General features: G+C 63.1%; 14 protein-coding genes. 6 read left to right on the top strand and 8 right to left on the bottom strand.

The features are described 5' to 3' along the window. Positions 1 to 294 precede the first annotated feature (294 nt). Together FJ948_RS01935 and FJ948_RS01940 are read right to left on the bottom strand one after the other, a co-directional pair. The gene (locus FJ948_RS01935) at positions 295 to 1,668 is read right to left on the bottom strand and encodes a PleD family two-component system response regulator (RefSeq protein ID WP_140701524.1); all 1,374 of its coding nucleotides are present in this window, start codon (positions 1,666 to 1,668) and stop codon (positions 295 to 297) included. A gap of 33 nt (positions 1,669 to 1,701) precedes the next feature. Beyond that, positions 1,702 to 2,073: a response regulator gene (locus FJ948_RS01940; RefSeq protein WP_006334976.1), complete on the bottom strand. Its 372-nt coding sequence runs from the start codon at positions 2,071 to 2,073 to the stop codon at positions 1,702 to 1,704. A gap of 247 nt (positions 2,074 to 2,320) precedes the next feature. Here FJ948_RS01940 and FJ948_RS01945 point away from each other — a divergent pair, with 247 nt between their 5' ends. Continuing rightward, positions 2,321 to 2,620, top strand: a complete 300-nt coding sequence (locus FJ948_RS01945; protein WP_140701525.1) for a DUF3572 domain-containing protein — start codon at positions 2,321 to 2,323, stop codon at positions 2,618 to 2,620. Then, complete coding sequence (locus FJ948_RS01950; protein ID WP_140701526.1) at positions 2,617 to 3,279, top strand: hypothetical protein; 663 nt, start codon at positions 2,617 to 2,619, stop codon at positions 3,277 to 3,279. The genes FJ948_RS01945 and FJ948_RS01950 overlap by 4 nt, the downstream gene beginning before the upstream one ends. An 81-nt stretch (positions 3,280 to 3,360) precedes the next feature. Here FJ948_RS01950 and FJ948_RS01955 read toward each other — a convergent pair whose 3' ends face one another. Together FJ948_RS01955 and FJ948_RS01960 are read right to left on the bottom strand one after the other, a co-directional pair. Beyond that, a complete protein-coding gene (locus tag FJ948_RS01955; protein WP_140701527.1) occupies positions 3,361 to 4,953 on the bottom strand; it encodes a hypothetical protein in 1,593 nt (530 codons plus the stop codon). An 84-nt stretch (positions 4,954 to 5,037) separates the two neighbouring features. Next, positions 5,038 to 5,619 (bottom strand): GNAT family N-acetyltransferase, encoded by a 582-nt coding sequence (locus FJ948_RS01960; RefSeq protein WP_140701528.1) that lies wholly within the window; start codon positions 5,617 to 5,619, stop codon positions 5,038 to 5,040. A 65-nt stretch (positions 5,620 to 5,684) separates the two neighbouring features. Between FJ948_RS01960 and FJ948_RS01965 the strand changes: the two genes are divergently transcribed. Continuing rightward, a complete protein-coding gene (locus FJ948_RS01965) occupies positions 5,685 to 7,013 on the top strand; it encodes a DNA polymerase IV (protein ID WP_140701529.1) in 1,329 nt (442 codons plus the stop codon). Between the two features lie 2 nt (positions 7,014 to 7,015). Here FJ948_RS01965 and FJ948_RS01970 read toward each other — a convergent pair whose 3' ends face one another. After that, positions 7,016 to 7,522 (bottom strand): hypothetical protein, encoded by a 507-nt coding sequence (locus FJ948_RS01970; RefSeq protein WP_140701530.1) that lies wholly within the window; start codon positions 7,520 to 7,522, stop codon positions 7,016 to 7,018. Positions 7,523 to 7,713: 191 nt separating this feature from the next. On the opposite strand from FJ948_RS01970, the gene FJ948_RS01975 reads away from it, so the two are divergent. After that, the gene (locus tag FJ948_RS01975) at positions 7,714 to 8,595 is read left to right on the top strand and encodes a DMT family transporter (protein ID WP_140701531.1); all 882 of its coding nucleotides are present in this window, start codon (positions 7,714 to 7,716) and stop codon (positions 8,593 to 8,595) included. A gap of 12 nt (positions 8,596 to 8,607) precedes the next feature. Here the strand turns inward: FJ948_RS01975 and FJ948_RS01980 are convergent, their stop codons facing one another. The 3 genes from FJ948_RS01980 to FJ948_RS01990 all read right to left on the bottom strand — a co-directional run bounded on the left by FJ948_RS01980 (position 8,608) and on the right by FJ948_RS01990 (position 15,123). Continuing rightward, the gene (locus FJ948_RS01980) at positions 8,608 to 9,411 is read right to left on the bottom strand and encodes a potassium channel family protein (protein ID WP_140701532.1); all 804 of its coding nucleotides are present in this window, start codon (positions 9,409 to 9,411) and stop codon (positions 8,608 to 8,610) included. Between the two features lie 64 nt (positions 9,412 to 9,475). Further along, on the bottom strand, positions 9,476 to 13,003 hold the full coding sequence (gene dnaE, locus FJ948_RS01985) for a DNA polymerase III subunit alpha (RefSeq protein ID WP_140701533.1): 3,528 nt from the start codon (positions 13,001 to 13,003) through the stop codon (positions 9,476 to 9,478). 107 nt (positions 13,004 to 13,110) lie between these two features. Then, positions 13,111 to 15,123, bottom strand: coding sequence for an acetyl/propionyl/methylcrotonyl-CoA carboxylase subunit alpha (locus FJ948_RS01990; protein WP_140701534.1), 2,013 nt, complete (start codon positions 15,121 to 15,123; stop codon positions 13,111 to 13,113). Between the two features lie 242 nt (positions 15,124 to 15,365). On the opposite strand from FJ948_RS01990, the gene FJ948_RS01995 reads away from it, so the two are divergent. Beyond that, positions 15,366 to 16,493, top strand: a complete 1,128-nt coding sequence (locus FJ948_RS01995) for an S-(hydroxymethyl)glutathione dehydrogenase/class III alcohol dehydrogenase (RefSeq protein ID WP_140701535.1) — start codon at positions 15,366 to 15,368, stop codon at positions 16,491 to 16,493. Positions 16,494 to 16,559: 66 nt separating this feature from the next. Beyond that, positions 16,560 to 17,129 (top strand): S-(hydroxymethyl)glutathione synthase, encoded by a 570-nt coding sequence (gfa, locus tag FJ948_RS02000; RefSeq protein WP_140701536.1) that lies wholly within the window; start codon positions 16,560 to 16,562, stop codon positions 17,127 to 17,129. Positions 17,130 to 17,132: the final 3 nt, after the last annotated feature.

The raw sequence follows: 17,132 nt of genomic DNA on the forward strand, positions 1-17,132 counted from the left end.
TGTCATGTGAGACAAAGGGGGCCGGTCGGCGTTTGGCAGCGGTACGAGGAGGCCACTATGTGCCAGCGCCGGCCGGCCGACCCCACGGACCCAGGAGATGCGGCGGACCTGAGCATCATGGGGTATTCGGGTATCGAGCCGGCTGTCTACCCTCGTGCCGGCTTCGTCGTGGCCTGCACATTTGCGCAAGAGCTTATGAAAATCAACAGTTTCTTAACCAAGGCTCGCGAATCGCTTGGATTAAGGTAAATGGGTAACCCTGTTGGGTTGACCGGATAATCAGGCCCTAGACCGTTAGGCCGCCTTGGCGACGACACGGTTGCGGCCGCCACTCTTGGCTTCGTAGAGCGCGAGATCGGCGCGTTTCATCAGCGCCGCCACCGTGTCCACACCCTTCAGCACCGAGGACACGCCAACGCTGACGGTGACCTCGATCGTCTTGCCGTCGGCGCCGATGGCGAACGGCTTCTGGGCGATTTCGGCCCGGATGCGCTCGGCCACCTTCTCGGCCACGACGCCATCGGTGTCCGGCATGACCACGACGAACTCCTCGCCGCCGAACCGGCAGGCAAGGTCGATGCCCCTGACGTTCTTGCGCAACCGCCGCGCGAATTCGCGCAGCACCTCGTCGCCGCCGTCATGGCCGTGCGCGTCGTTGATGGACTTGAAGCGGTCGAGATCGGTGATCATCACCGACAGCGGCCGGCGCCGTGCCACGGCGCGGTCGAACAGCGTCTGCAGATGGCTGTCGAGATAGCGGCGGTTGTGCAGCCCGGTCAGGCCGTCGGTCACCGCCATCTCGATGGTCTGGGTGACGCTGGCGCGCAATTGGTCGTTATAGCGCTTGCGGCGCACCTGGGTGCGCAGCCGTGCCGTCAGTTCCTGCTGATCGATCGGCCGCATCAGATAATCGTTGATGCCGAGCTCCAGCCCGCGGATGATGCGCTCTTCCTCGCCCTCCTCCGCCAGCAGGATGATCGGTACAAAACGGGTGCGATCGAGCGAGCGCAGTTGCGAGCACAGCCTGAGCGGATCGAAATCGGCGAAGGCCGTCGAGATCATCACGCATTCATAGGGCGTTTCGGCGGCCTGGAAGAACCCGGCATGCGGATCGCCGGTGACGTCGAGGTCGGCACGGTCGCGCAGCATCTTCTGGATGCGCTCGACCGACGATTTGCGCTCGTCGATCAGAAGCACTTTCGGCGTCGTGTCCTCGGAAGCGAAATTGCGGCTCAAGAGTTCCTCGATCCCGATGTTGCGGGTGGTCGAGGCGCGCAGCCTGAGCTCGTCGGTCAGCGACTTCAGCCGGACCAGGCTCTTGACGCGCGTCATCAGCTGCAGGTCGTTGACCGGCTTGGTCAGGAAATCGTCGGCGCCGGCCTCCAGCCCGCGCACGCGGTCGGAAACCTGGTCGAGCGCGGTGATCATCACCACCGGAATGTGCGACGTCGCCGGATCGCTCTTCAGGCGCCGGCAGACCTCGAAACCGTCCATCTCCGGCATCATCACGTCGAGCAGCACGACATCGACCTTGCCGTTCTCGCAGGTCTCGATCGCATCGGGCCCGTTATTGGCGGTCAGCACCTCGAAATATTCGGCCAGCAGCCGGACTTCCAGCAGCCGCACATTGGCAGGGATGTCGTCGACGACGAGGATCCGCGCGGTCATTTCACAAGGCTCCGGCTCGGCTGGAAGGGAACATCAGGCATCGCCCAGATAGGATTTGATGGTTTCGATGAAGCGCGGCACCGAGATCGGCTTCGAAATATAGGCCTCGCAGCCGCCCTGGCGGATGCGCTCCTCATCCCCCTTCATCGCGAAGGCAGTCACGGCAATGACCGGGATGACGTGCAAATCATCGTCTTCCTTCAGCCATTTGGTCACTTCCAGTCCCGACACTTCGGGCAGCTGGATGTCCATCAGGATGAGGTCCGGCCGGTGCTGGCGCGCCAGGTCGAGCGCCTCAAGACCATTGCGGGTGCGCACCGTCTCGTAACCGCTTGCTTCGATGAGGTCCCGAAAGAGCTTCATATTGAGCTCATTGTCCTCGACGATCATGACCTTCTTAGGCATCGATATCCCGTCCCGGCCGTCCTCCGCCCGGAGGTGACCGTCATGCGCCCTTTGCTTGAACGCACCAAACCCTGCTTCACTATACGGCAATATGATTGACGAAACGGAAACCCGCAGCCTGCAAAGCAGCACGAATTCCGCCTCGCCTCCCAGCGCGTCCAAAAGGCGCGCCACACGCTAATGGCTTGCCGCAAGCAACTCTTGCCATTACTGCGGGAGAGACTCATTCCACACACCGAAGGTAGTGATGGCAAACGCAGCGTCAATGCGCGAAGAGGCCGAAACCATTGCCGTGAAGGCATTGGGCTTCGTTGCCGGCGATCCGGAGCTTCTACCGCGCTTTCTGGCGATCACGGGAATAGAGGCGTATTCGATCCGCCGGGCCGCCGGCGAGCCGGGTTTCCTGGCCGGCGTCCTGCAATTCATCCTGGCCCACGAGCCGACCTTGATGCGCTTCGCCGAAGAGACCGGCACGCCGCCGGCCGCTGTCGGCAAGGCGTTGCGCGCACTGCCGCTCGGCGACGACAATCATGAGCGTTCCACATGAGCGATGATCCCGAAACCGCGCGCCAGATCGAGGAACTGGCGGCCGACGACCGGCCGCTACTGGTGCTCGATGTCGATGACGTCGTGCTCGAATTCATCCGCCCCTTCCCGCACTTCCTCAAGGCGCGCGGTTACGGCCTGACGCTGGCGTCCTTCCGGCTGACCGGCAACATCGCCGAAACGGCCAGCGGCAGGCTGATCGAACAACCCGAAGTCACGGCGCTGCTGGGCGATTTCTTCGACGCGCAGGCCGATTGGCAAAGCATCACCGATGGCGCCGCGGACGCTCTGGCGGGGCTTGGAAACCGCGCGGAAATCATATTGCTGACGGCCATGCCGCACCGGCATCGTGCGGTGCGCCGCGCACATCTCGATACGCTGGGGCTAGGCTATCCGCTGCTGACCACCGAGATGGCCAAGGGGCCGGCGGTGGCCAAGCTGCGCGGCAAGAGCGGCCGGCCGGTGGTCTTCGTCGACGATCAGCCGCACAATCTGGCGTCGGTGCGGGAATCGGTCGCCGACGCAAATCTATTCCATCTCATGGCCGACAATTCGCTGCGCGCGTTCCTGCCGCCGGTCTCGGACGATGTCGTCGTCGTCCAGGACTGGCATGAAGCCGCGCCGAAGATAGCGAATGCGCTGGGGCTCGGCGCGCGTTGAGGTAAGTCCCAAAAAGGAAAGCGCCAAGCGCTTTCCCCGGGAAGACCCTTTACAGTTTGCCGAAAGTTGCTCGAGGCCCCCTCAAGGGTTCAGCTTCGCCCCTGACCCGCCATTATCGCTGCCGCCGTCGTCGCTGCCGCCGCCATTGCCTTCGTTGGCGTTGCCGCCACTATCGACGCCGTCATTGTCCGCGCCGTCACCATCGTCGACGCTGTCGTCCACCGCCGGATCGGCGGGCTTGAGCATGACGCCGTTGACGGTCACCGAGCCGTCGGCCTTGGTGTTGATGACCCACTCCAGCTTGCCGTCCGGCAGCGTCTTGGCAAAACCCTTCGCCATGAGAGCGACAGGCACGTACTGCCCGACCTCTGGCTCCGCCTTCGCCGCTTCCTGCAGGTGCTCCATGATCTTGTCGAAGCCAGCGACATCGACCGTGAGATTCGCGTCGGGTTTCTGGCCGAAGCTTGTCATGTCGCCTTCGAGCGCGATCTCCATGTCCTTGTTCTTGACGGTGCTGTGGCCGATGACGACCTTCGGCGTCTTGGCCAGGAAGTCGGCTTTGAGTTGGTCGCCGAACTCGGCCGACAGCGGCGGATCCTGATTGAGATCAAAGGCTTCGATCGCCTTCTTCGCCATGCTGTCGAGATCGATATTGGCGCCGCCGAAGTTCAGGTCGATATCGGTGGGCAGCAGCGCGACGCTCCAGCTCGGCAAGAGCTGATGCGGCACGGTCAGCCCCGATGCCTTGATGCCATAGTTGACCTTGCCGTTCTGGGCGACACCGTCGGAACCGAACGCGGTGCTGAGTTGCGTGGCGCCGAACGTGCCGATCGGGCTGTCGACCGCGAAATCCTTGAAGCCGTAGGTTCCGTCGATACGCTCCCACACCGGAAGCGCCGCCAGCAGAAGCGCCTTGAGCTGTGCCTGGTCTGCCTTCAGCGTCTTCTCGTCCTCATTGGCCACGGCGAACGCCAGGAGATCGAGCAGCGGCTTGGTCTGCACGCCCTTGCCGCTGGCCTCCACCGACAATTCCGGCGACTTCACGGTAACGGGAAAATTCAGTCCGCTCTCGGCATCACTGAACTTTATCGTTTCCACGAAGTTCGAAATCTTTTGCGAGGTCGTGAAATCGACGCCGCCATTGGCTGCCTTGGTGGCGGACAGCGTCGCGGTACCGGCACCGGCGGTCATATCCATCTGCTGCTTGGCGTCCTGCGACGACATCGTCATTCCGGCCATCGAACTGGTGGCGCTGGTGAAGGCGGCCAGCTTGGGGTCGTAGACGCCGCTGCCCTTGCCGTCCTTGATCGAGAATTGCGTGTTTTGCTTTCCCTGGGGACCGTTGAATTCGAAGGAGGCGCTCTGCGAAAAATCCATCGAGACATCCCAGGATCCGTCGCTGCGCGGCTTGACCAGCAGGGCGTAGGGCGCAAAGTCGAATTTCACCAGCTTCTGGTCGGGAAAGCTTGCTGCAAGCGCCTTGAAATCAAACACGATCTTGTAGGCGTCGCCTTCGGCCGAAACCTTCAGAATGCCTTTGTCGAGCGCCTGTTTGCCGACATAGCGCGACAGATCATCCGACAATTGCTTGGCGCCCTGGCTGTCCACGGTCTGGCCGAAAGCAGGCGCGCTGAGCAGAAGCGCGGAAAAGGCAAGTGGCAACACACGGTTCACGGGAATTCTCCGTTCGGTCGAGAGGCAAAAATCGTTTCGTACCTCTGGTAGGGAAATACCATCACGACTGCAAGACGATGACAGTCAGGTAGCAGGCTTCAGCACCAGCCGCATCAGCGGTCGGCCTGCCTTGCGCTCAACCAGCCTCTCGAACCCGGCCTTCACCTGAGACGAGCCGACGAACAGGCCGATTGATCGCGAATCGCGGGACAGGTCGATCGGGCAGGCCTCGACAAGCCGCGCGCCGTTCCCGCGGGCGAAATCGATGCCGCCTTCGACGAGGCGGTGCGTGATGCCCGTGCCACGGGCCTTGGCGCGGATGAAAAAGCAGGAGATCGCCCAAACGGCGGGATCGGCAGCGTCGGCGGGATCGATCGGCGCCGAGCCCCTGCCCTTGTTGTTCCATTCAGGCACGTCGGCGCGTGGCCCGATCTGCATCCAGCCGACCGCCTTGCCGTCCTCGAAGGCCAGCAGTCCGGGTGGCGGGCCGGCTTCGATGCGCGCCTTGATGTGATCCTTGTTGCGTTCGCGGCTGCTCTCGCGCCGCGCCGCCGGCGCCAGCCGGAAATGCGTGCACCAGCAGCCGTAGCAGGCGCCCTGCTTGCCGAAAAGATCCTCGAATTCAGGCCAGAGCTCAGGCGCCAACGGCACTATGGTCGTGCTCATGAGTTCTCCCCAGGCCAAGCTTGTCGCTGACCCTGCACTGTCGTACCATTGCGTTTGTTCTCTTTATGTTCGCAGAAATGGCGGCTCCTGTCAACAATCCCGATCACGGTTTTTGCCGTGACTGCCTGACGTTTCAGCGCGGTGAGACGCGCCGCTGCGAACGCTGCGGCAGCCCTCGCCTTGCCCGTCATCCCGAGCTCTACCGGCTGCATCTGGCCCATATCGATTGCGACGCCTTCTATGCCGCCATCGAAAAGCGCGACAACCCGGCGCTCAAGGACAAGCCGTTGATCGTCGGCGGCGGCAAGCGCGGGGTGGTCTCAACGGCGTGCTACATCGCCCGCATCCGCGGCGTGCGTTCCGCCATGCCGATGTTCAAGGCGCTCGAGGCCTGCCCCGAGGCGGTGGTGATCGCGCCCAACATGGAAAAATACGTGGCCGTCGGCCGGCAAGTGCGCGCCATGATGCAGGCGTTGACGCCGCTGGTCGAGCCGCTGTCGATCGACGAGGCGTTTCTCGACCTCGCCGGCACCGAGCGGCTGCACGGCCTGCCGCCGGCGGTGGTGCTGGCGCGCTTCGCGCTGGCCGTGGAGAAGGAGATCGGCATCACCGTGTCGGCCGGGCTTTCCTACTGCAAATTCCTCGCCAAGATCGCGTCGGACTTCCGCAAGCCGCGCGGCTTTTCCGTCATTGGCGAGGCCGAGGCGATCGATTTTCTGGCACCCCAGCCGGTCACCATGATCTGGGGTGTCGGCAGGGCGTTCAACGCTACGCTCGAACAGGACGGCATCCGCACCATTGGTCAGCTCCAGAAGATGGAGCGTGGCGACCTGATGCGCCGCTATGGGGTGATGGGCGAACGGCTATACCGGCTTTCGCGCGGTGAGGACGTCCGCCGCGTCGACCCCGACCAAGATGCCAAGAGCGTATCGGCCGAAACCACTTTCGACACCGACATCGCCTCGCTGGACGAGCTTGTCTCGGTGCTGAGGGGCCTTTCGGAAAAGGTCTCGGCACGGCTGAAAAAGTCAGGCATTGCCGGGCGCACCGTGGTGCTGAAGCTGAAGACCCAGGATTTCAAGCTGCGCACGCGCAACCGTCAGCTCGGCGACCCGACCCGGCTCGCCGACCGCATCTTTTCAACCGGCGTGGACCTTCTCCGCAAGGAGACGGACGGGACGAAATTTCGATTGCTCGGCATCGGCGTCAGCGACCTTTCCGACGACGACAAGGCCGATCCGCCGGATCTGGTCGATGTCCAATCGCGCAAGCGCGCCATGGCCGAGGGCGCCATCGATGCGCTACGCGACAAGTTCGGCCGCAAAGCCGTCGAAACCGGCTACACCTTCGGCAGGGGCCGTGATGCCCATCCGCCGGAGCCGATCGAAGAGTGAATTCAGGAGCGCTGCAGGTCGATCCGGCTCGTCACCACGCTCTTGCCGGTTTTCGGATCCGTGTCGATGACCGTCAGCCGCATGCCGTTCTCGCCTCGCTTCTCAACCGTCATTCGCGCCTTGCGATCGCCATTGACGTCCTTCGCCCAGCGGATGCCAAGATTGATGGTGTTGCCCGAACGGCTGCCGTTCAGCTGTGCTGGCCCTGTGCGGGATCCTACATAAACGCCACTGTATTTCGCACCGGAGACCTTCAAATTCGCGCTGATGGCTCGCGAAACCACAACGAGACCGCGACAATTGCCATCCAGCGAGAGCGAGGCAGAAGTCGCGTTCGACTTGAAGCTGCAAGAGACACTGACGTTCGGCACATCCGTGGTCACCTGGACAGTGCCCTTGCCGGCGAAATTACCATTGAACGACTGGAGAAACTTGGTCTCGTCGGCTTGAGCCGCGCCGGCGGCGACCACCAGGCAGCCAGCAAGCGCCACTTGCGCGAATAGTCTCATGGAAACTCTCCTTGTCGACATTGGAAACGCACGTTTGCAAAACCACGGACAATATAGGGGCTCAACGCCCCTCGCCGTATCAGGTTCCGCCTGCGGCCTGACTGATCTGAAACGCCCTCGCCGCAACTGGCCCAGACGAATACACCGGACTAGCGATTGCTCCGGCAATCGCGGCCTGCGACATAGCTGAAATGGCACCGACTCCCTCGATCCCCAAGGCCGCGTTCTGGATGGCGCTGTCGATCGCGTCGTTCCTGGCGATGTCGGTCGCCGGCCGTGCCACGACGGCCGAACTCAACGTCTTCCAGGTTCTGGAACTGCGCTCGGTGATCGGCTTCTTTATCCTTTTGCCGCTGGTGTTTGCGAGCGGCGGGTTCGCGGCGATGCGCACGCAGCGTCCCCTCGCCCATGTCGCCCGCAACGTCATCCACTATACCGGGCAGGCGGCATGGCTCTACGCATTGACCTTGATTCCGCTGGCCGTGCTGATTTCGATCGAATTCACCACACCGATCTGGACGGCTATCCTGGCGGTGACTTTTCTTGGTGAAAGGCTGTCCCGGCCAAAGCTTGCCGCGATCGTGCTGGGCCTGATCGGCGTGGTGGTCATCGTTCGGCCCGGCGTAGGCTCGGTCGATCCGGGCCATCTCGTCGTCCTCGGCGCGGCGGTCTGCTTCGGCATCTCGGTGGTCATGGTCAAGTCGCTGACGCGGACGGACAGCGTCGTGCGCATCATCTTTTGGATGCTGATCATCCAGTCGGTGGTCGGCCTCGTTCCAGCCCTTTACGAGTGGCGCAACCCGCCGCTGGACCTGTGGCCGTGGATCGTGCTGATTGCCTTCACCGGCATGTCGTCGCACTTCTGCATGGCCCGCGCGCTTGGCTATGCCGACGCCACCGTCATTTCGCCGATGGATTTCCTGCGCGTGCCGTTATCGGCGCTGATCGGCTGGCTGCTCTACAGCGAGCAGATCGACGCTTTCACCGCCGGCGGCGCACTGCTCATCCTGATGGGCAACCTGCTCAACCTGCAGCGGAAACCGGCAAGGCCGGCGGAAGTGGCGGCTTCGTAAAACCGCCGCCGATCAGTCGCCTTCGTTGGGTATGTTCAGAACGTGGCCGCATGCCTTGCAGTGCACGGCATCAGGCTCATGCCGCTGCAACCCGCATTGCGGGCATGGAAAGAACACCTTGGCCGGCCGAAAGATCGCCTGCGCCAGCCTGACGAACAGCGATATGCCGATGATCATGGTGACGATCGCCGTCAGCTTGCCGGCGATGCCCGGCAGCACGATGTCGCCGAAGCCGGTCGTCGTGACCGTCGCGACGGTGAAGTAAAGCGCGTCGATGTAATTTTCCAGGCCGGCGCCGTTGCGGAAAAAGAAGGTGTAGACGAAGCCCGTGATGACGAAGAGAAAGGTCAACAGGTTGATGACCGCGTGGCTTGCCTCGCGCCAGGGCCGCAGGCCGCGCATCTCGAAATGCCGCCAGATCGAACCGCTGCGCGACAGCGACCACAGCCGCAGGATGCGCAGAAAGCCGAGATTGGCGAGCGCCGTCGGCATCAGCAGCGTCAGAAGGATGAAGGCGTCCACCCAGAAGGTCGGCTGCTTCGTCAGACGCAGCATGTCGTTCGAGGCCAGCAGCCTGGCGCCGAGATCGGCGGCGACGAGAGCCGCCACGGCATAATCCAGCCACAGAAACGAGGCCGACTGCTGGATGACCGGCGTGGCGATGAAAAAGGCGATGATGGCGAGGTCGATGATGACAGCCACCAGTTGGAACCGGAACGCGGCCGGCGAGCGCCCATGATAGAGCCTGCGCAGTGTGTCGCGCAGCCGCGCCGTTGCGGACAAGCTCTGCGGCGCCTTGCCGCCCGCGCCTTTCATGCGGATTGCAACGGTGCGAGGGGCGACTGCTTTCGCGCGGATTGCCGACTGGCAACCAAGCTGGTCACACCAGTTCCACTTCGACCACGCCCGGCACGGCGCGCATCGCCGAGGCGATCTGCGGAGAGACGCGATAGCCGCCTTGCAAGGCAATCTCGACCTCGCCCTGCGCCTCGTCCTTGATCACGATGATGCTCACCTGGCTTTCACCGCGCTGGGTAAGCTGGGATTGGATGATCGACGCAGGGCCATCGTTCCTGACGAAAATGCGCAGTGCTTTCTGGATGCGGCTTGCTTCGTCTTCCAGCGACTGCACGGAGTTGATGCGCAGATTGACACCCTCGGGCCTGTCCTCCGCCGCGACGGTGATGACAACCGAGCGGCCGGCTTCCAGGAGGTCGCGGTACTGGGCCAATCCTTCCGAAAATAGCACGGCCTCGTACTGGCCGGAGGTGTCGGAAAAGGCCACCACGCCCATCTTGTTGCCGGTGCGCGTCTTGCGCTCTTGCTTGCTGGTCACGGTGCCGGCAAGCCGGCCGGCGGAAGCGCCGCGCTTGACGGCGGCCGAGAACTCCGCCCAGTTCTGCACCCGCATCTTCTGCAGCGCCGCCTTGTATTCGTCGAGCGGATGCGCCGAGAGATAGAAGCCGACGACCTGGAATTCGCGGTGCAGCCGGTCGGCGGCGAGCCACGGATCGGTCGCCGGCAGATTGAGCGCCTGCGATTGGGCGCCCAGCGAGGCGCCGAAAATATCGGCCTGGCCGGAAACCGCGTTCTGCTGGGCGAGCGAAGCCAGCCCCATCATCCGTTCGACGCCAGCCAACATCTGGGCGCGATCATGGCCGAAGCAGTCGAGCGCGCCGGCCATGATCAAGCTCTCGAACACACGCTTGCCGACGATCTTAGGGTCGACCCTCTCGCAGAAATCGGCCAGGCTCTTGAACGGCTTTTCGCCGCGAACGGCGACGATATGCTCCACCGCGGCGTCGCCGACACCCTTGAGCGCAGCCATCGAGTAATAGATGCGGTTCTCGCCGACCTCGAAGGCACGAAAGCTCGTCATCACCGAGGGCGCCAGGACCTCGATGCCGAGGCGCAGCGCATCCTGGCGGAAGTCGGCGAGCTTGTCGGTGTTGCCCATGTCGAACGTCATCGACGCCGCCAGGAACTCGACCGGATAGTGCGCCTTGAGATAGGCGGTCTGGTAGGAGACGACTGCGTAGGCGGCGGCGTGCGACTTGTTGAAACCATAGTCGGCGAACTTGGCCAGCAGGTCGAAAATGAAGTCGGCTTGCGGCTTGGCGACGCCGCGCTCGACCGCGCCGGAGACAAAACGTTCGCGCTGCTTGTCCATCTCGGCGCGGATCTTCTTGCCCATGGCGCGGCGCAGAAGGTCGGCTTCGCCGAGCGAATAGCCGGACAGCTCCTGCGCGATCTGCATCACCTGTTCCTGGTAAACGATGACGCCTTGCGTCTCCTTCACCAGATGGTCGATCTTGGGATGGATCGAGGCCATCTCCTCCTCGCCATGCTTTCTGGCGTTGTAGGTCGGGATGTTTTCCATCGGGCCAGGCCGATAGAGAGCGACCAGCGCGATGATGTCCTCGATGCAGTCTGGCCGCATGCCGATCAGCGCCTTGCGCATGCCGGCACTTTCCACCTGGAACACACCGACGACTTCGCCGCGCGACAGCATCGCGTAGGTCTCGGGATCGTCGAGCGGGATGGTCGCGAGATCGATGTCGATGCCGCGGCGGCGGATCAGCTTGACCGCCGTTTCCAGCACGGTCAGCGTCTTCAGGCCGAGGAAGTCGAACTTCACCAGCCCGGCCTGCTCGACATATTTCATGTTGAACTGGGTGACCGGCATGTCCGAGCGCGGATCACGGTACATCGGCACCAGTTCCGACAATGGTCGGTCGCCGATGACGATGCCGGCGGCGTGCGTCGAGGCATGGCGGAAGAGGCCTTCCAGCTTCTGCGCCATGTCGAGCAGCGTCTGGACGATCGGCTCCTTCTCCGCCTCTTCGGCAAAGCGCGGCTCGTTGGCGATGGCGTCGGCGAGCTTGACCGGATTGGCCGGGTTTTGCGGCACCATCTTCGACAGCTTGTCGACCTGGCCATAGGGCATCTGCAGCACACGGCCGACGTCGCGCAGCACGGCGCGCGCCTGCAGCGTACCGAAGGTGATGATCTGGCCGACCTGGTCGCGGCCGTATTTCTGCTGGACGTAGCGAATCACCTCCTCGCGCCGGTCCTGGCAGAAGTCGATGTCGAAATCGGGCATCGACACGCGGTCCGGATTGAGGAAGCGCTCGAACAGCAGCGAGAAGCGCAGCGGATCGATGTCGGTGATGGTGGTGGAATAGGCGACCAGCGAGCCGGCGCCCGAACCGCGCCCGGGCCCGACCGGAATGCCTTGCGCCTTCGCCCATTTGATGAAGTCGGCCACGATCAGGAAGTAGCCGGGGAATTTCATCTTCTCGATGATGCCGAGCTCGAATTCGAGCCGCTCGCGATATTGCTCGACCGTATAGCCGGGTGTCGGCCCGTGCAGGGCAAGCCGGGCATCGAGCCCCTCGCGCGCCTGTCGGGCAAGTTCGGCGGCCTCGGCCTTTTCGGCGGCGTCCTTGTCGGAGGCATCGCCGCCCGTGAAACGCGGCAGGATCGGGCTGCGGGTTTTCGGATAATAGGAGCAGCGCAGCGCGATCTCGACCGTGTTGTCAATGGCTTCCGGCAGATCGGCGAACAATTTCGCCATGTCGGCCTGGCTGCGCAGGAAATTGTCCGGGGACAGCCGGCGGCGGGTGTCGACGGCGACGACCGAACCCTCGGCGATGGCGATCAGCGCGTCATGCGCCTCGTACTCGTCGCGCGACGAGAAGAAGGCCTCGTTGGTGGCGACAAGCGGCAATTCATGGAAATAGGCAAGATCGATCGAGGATTTCTCGATCATGCGATCATAGCCCGAAACCCGATCCAGCTCGACATAGAGCCGGTCGCCGAACATCGTCTTGAGCGTAAGCAGGCGCGCCTCGGCGAGATCGCGGCGATCTTCCTTCAGGGCAATCCCGATCGGTCCGCGCGGACCGCCGCTGAGGCAAATCAGGCCGTCGCATTGGCCGTCCATCATTTCGGTGGTCAGGTGCACCGCTTCACCGGGTGGTGTCTCGAGATAGACGCGGCTGACCAACCTGACCAGATTGGAATAGCCAGCTTCGGTGGCCGCGATCAGCACGACCGGCCGCATGTCGGGACCTTGCCGACGGCGGTCGCGCTGGCCATCGCTGTTCTCGCCGGAGAAGGCGAGCGCGATCTGGCAGCCGATGATCGGCTGGATGCCGTCCTTCACCGCCTTCTGCGCGAACTCCAGCGCGCCGAACAGATTGTTGGTGTCTGTAACGGCGATGGCCGGCGCTTCGTCCTTGACGGCATGGCCGACGATCTTGCCAAGCTGAAGCGCACCTTCCAACAGCGAATAGGCCGAGTGCACGCGCAGATGGACGAACGGCCGCGCTGGTATCTCAGGCCGCGCCGCGGCAATCGCGGCTTCGCGCTTCAAGGGGTCGCGTGGAAGTCTGTCATCCGCCATGATTTCTCGTGCTGTCCGTAAGACCTGAGTCGATGGAGATGTATTGTCCGGGACCGGGCGATACCAGTCCAGCACAAACGACTGCCGGCCACAGGCTTCCAGCGTGCTTAAGCGAATTCCATGATGACGGCATCGACCGCCAGGCTGTCCCCCGGCTTGGCGTTGAGCTTCGAGACGACAAGATCGCGCTCGGCGCGCAGCACGTTTTCCATCTTCATCGCCTCGACCACGGCCAAGGTCTCGCCGGCCTTGACCTCCTGGCCTTCCACAACGGCGATCGAGACGACAAGGCCGGGCATCGGGCAAAGCAGCAGCTTCGAGGTGTCCGGCGCCACCTTTTCCGGCATCAGCCGTTCAAGCTCGGCGGTGCGCGGCAGCATGGCGCGCGCGGTCACCGACATGCCCTTCCAGGCGATGCGCAGGCCGTTGGCGACAGGCCGGATCTGGGCAACAACCCTGCGCTTGCCGACCGTACCCCGCCAGATGAGGTCGCCAGGCCGCCAGTCTGACGAAACGGTCAGCGCCTTGCCGCCGTCGAGGGACAGGTCGATCTCCATCGGAATGGAAATCATGCCTTCAAGGATCGAAACCGGCAAATAGTCCTCGCCGATCTTGACCACCCAGTCGCGCTTGAGTGCACCCGAATGCGGCGCCAGCCGTCCACCCAGCCGGTCCAGCCGGTCGCGGCGCAGCAACTCCACCGCGGCCGCGATCGAGGCCAGCACCGCCTTTTCCTCGCTGTTCGGAGCGATCGGTGCAAAGCCGTCGGGATATTCCTCCGCGATGAACCCGGTCGATATCGCCCCTTCCCGCCAGCGCGGATGCTGCATCAGCGCCGCCAGGAACGGGATGTTGTGCTCGATGCCGTCGACGACAAAGCTGTCGAGCGCTTCCGACATGGCGTCTATCGCCTCGAGCCGCGTCGGCGCCCAGGTGCACAGCTTGGCGAGCATCGGATCGTAGAACATCGAAATCTCCGAGCCTTCGGTGACGCCGGTGTCGTTGCGGATCACGATGTCGCCGAATTGCCCTTCCTCCGGCGGCCGGTAGCGCGTCAGCCGGCCGATCGACGGCAGGAAATTGCGATAGGGGTCCTCGGCGTAGAGTCGGCTTTCCACCGCCCAGCCGTTCAGCTTGATGTCGCTCTGCTTCAGGCCAAGCTTTTCGCCGGCCGCGACGCGGATCATCTGCTCGACCAGGTCGATGCCGGTGACGAGCTCCGTCACCGGATGTTCGACCTGCAATCGCGTATTCATTTCAAGGAAATAGAAGTTTTTGTCCTTGTCGACGATGAATTCGACCGTGCCGGCGCTCTGGTAGTCGACGGCCCTGGCCAGCGCCACCGACTGTTCGCCCATCGCCTTTCGGGTCTTGGCATCGAGAAATGATGAGGGCGCCTCCTCGGCGACCTTCTGGTTGCGGCGCTGGATCGAGCATTCGCGTTCGCCGAGATAGAGCGCATTGCCATGCGCGTCGGCCAGCACCTGGATTTCGATATGGCGCGGATCGACGACGAATTTTTCGATGAAGACGCGGTCGTCGCCGAACGAGCTTTTTGCCTCCGAGCGTGCCCGGTCGAAGCCGTCGCGCACCTCCGACTGGTCCCAGGCGATGCGCATGCCCTTGCCGCCGCCGCCGGCGGAGGCCTTGATCATCACGGGATAACCGATTTCGCCGGCGATCTTCTCCGCGTGGTCGGCGTCCTCGATGACGCCCAGCCAGCCGGGCACGGTGGAAACCTTGGCGGCGTTGGCGAACTTCTTCGATTCGATTTTGTCGCCCATAGCCTTGATCGCCTTGGGCTTCGGCCCGATGAAGAGGATGCCTTCTGCTTCCAGCGCTTCGCAAAAGGCCGCGCGCTCGGACAGGAAGCCGTAGCCGGGGTGCACGGCCTGCGCGCCCGTTTGCTTGCAGGCGGCAATGATCTTTTCCGGCACGAGATAGCTTTGCGCGGCGGGCGACGGTCCGATATGCACCGCCTCGTCGGCCATCTCGACATGCACCGCATCGCGATCGGCATCGGAATAGACGGCGACCGTGGCGATGCCCATCCTGCGCGCCGTCTTGATGACGCGGCAGGCAATCTCGCCACGGTTGGCGATCAGGATCTTGGTGAACATGCGGGCAGAATTCCCCTCCGGCAGACGATTCAGTTCTATGGACTATGTCGCCATGTCTCAAGTACCGCAGTGGACGACGTGAAAGTCTCCCCGCCGACGCGCCATGGCGCTCCCTGTCGCTGCTTGTCGAGCGCTGTGCTATCTGCGTCAACAAAGCCGACATTTCGTCTCATCTGAGAGTTGATGAGCAGCCCAAAACCTGAAAACTTGGCCTCAAAAATCGCCTTTGGAGGAATTGCCTGATGAAAACCCGCGCCGCTGTCGCTGTCGCCGCCGGAAAGCCGTTGGAGATCATGGAGGTTGACCTCGATGGCCCGCGCGAGGGCGAGGTGCTAGTCGAGATCAAGGCGACAGGCATCTGCCACACCGACGAGTTCACCCTGTCGGGCGCCGATCCCGAAGGCCTGTTTCCAGCGATTCTCGGCCATGAAGGCGCCGGCGTGGTGGTCGATGTGGGCAAGGGCGTCACCTCGGTCAAGAAGGGCGACCACGTCATCCCGCTCTATACGCCGGAATGCCGGCAGTGCCCGTCCTGCCTGTCGAGAAAGACCAATTTGTGCACCGCCATCCGCGCCACCCAGGGGCAAGGGTTGATGCCGGACGGCTCCTCGCGCTTCTCAATCGGCAAGGACAAGATTTTTCACTATATGGGCTGTTCGACCTTCTCCAACTTCACCGTGCTGCCCGAGATCGCGGTTGCCAAGGTCAACCCCGACGCTCCTTTCGACAAGATCTGCTATATCGGCTGCGGGGTCACCACAGGCATCGGTGCGGTCATCAACACCGCCAAGGTCGAGCAAGGGGCCACCGCTGTCGTCTTCGGCCTCGGCGGCATCGGCCTCAACGTCATCCAGGGCCTGAAGCTTGCCGGCGCCGACATGATCATCGGTGTGGATCTGAACAACGACAAGAAGGAATGGGGCGAGCGGTTCGGCATGACGCATTTCGTCAATCCGAAGGAGATCGAGGGCGACATCGTCCCGCACCTCGTCAACATGACCAAGCGCGGCGCCGACCAGATCGGCGGCGCCGACTATACATTCGATTGCACCGGCAACACCAAGGTCATGCGCCAGGCGCTGGAAGCCTCGCATCGCGGTTGGGGCAAGTCGGTCGTCATCGGCGTCGCAGGCGCCGGCCAGGAGATCTCGACCCGGCCGTTCCAGTTGGTCACCGGACGCAGCTGGATGGGCACCGCCTTCGGCGGCGCGCGCGGCCGCACCGATGTACCGAAAATCGTCGACTGGTACATGGACGGCAAGATCCAGATCGATCCGATGATCACGCACTTGCTGAAGCTGGAAGACATCAACAAGGGATTCGACCTCATGCATGAGGGCAAGTCGATCCGGAGTGTCGTGGTTTACTGAAGACGGCCACACGCCGCCGGCCATCCGGCCAGCGACCCCTGTGGTAAAACATGGGAGGAAATAACAATGGCGGAGAAACTGCATCCGAAAATCGACAATGGGCTGCCCAGGGAAAGTGCTGGCTTTGCCGGCGGCACGCTGGTTTGCGCCTGCACAAGCAAGCCGGTCAAGGTAAAGGTCAAGGGCCAGATCGCCCACAACCACGCCTGCGGCTGCACCAAATGCTGGAAGCCCGACGGCGCCGTGTTCTCGGTGGTGGCGGTAGCCGGCACCGGCGACGTCACCGTCACCGAGAACGGCGACAAGCTGAAGGTGGTCGATCCCTCGGCTTTGATCCAGCGCCATGCCTGCACCGGTTGCGGCGTCCACATGCATGGACCGGTCGAGCGCGACCATCCGTTCAAGGGCCTGTCCTTCATCCACCCCGAGCGCTTCGAGGAGGACGGCTGGTCGCCGCCCGGCTTCACCGCCTTCGTCTCGTCGATCATCGAATCGGGTGTCGACCCCAAGCGCATGGACGGCATTCGCGCCCAACTGAAATCGATCGGGCTGGAGCCTTATGACTGCCTCAACCCTGGCCTGATGGACTACATCGCCACCTGGACAGCCAAGAAGTCCGGTGCCTTGCCGGCCTGACAG

It is taken from the genome of Mesorhizobium sp. B2-3-12, from assembly GCF_006442205.1.
GTDB lineage: Bacteria > Pseudomonadota > Alphaproteobacteria > Rhizobiales > Rhizobiaceae > Mesorhizobium.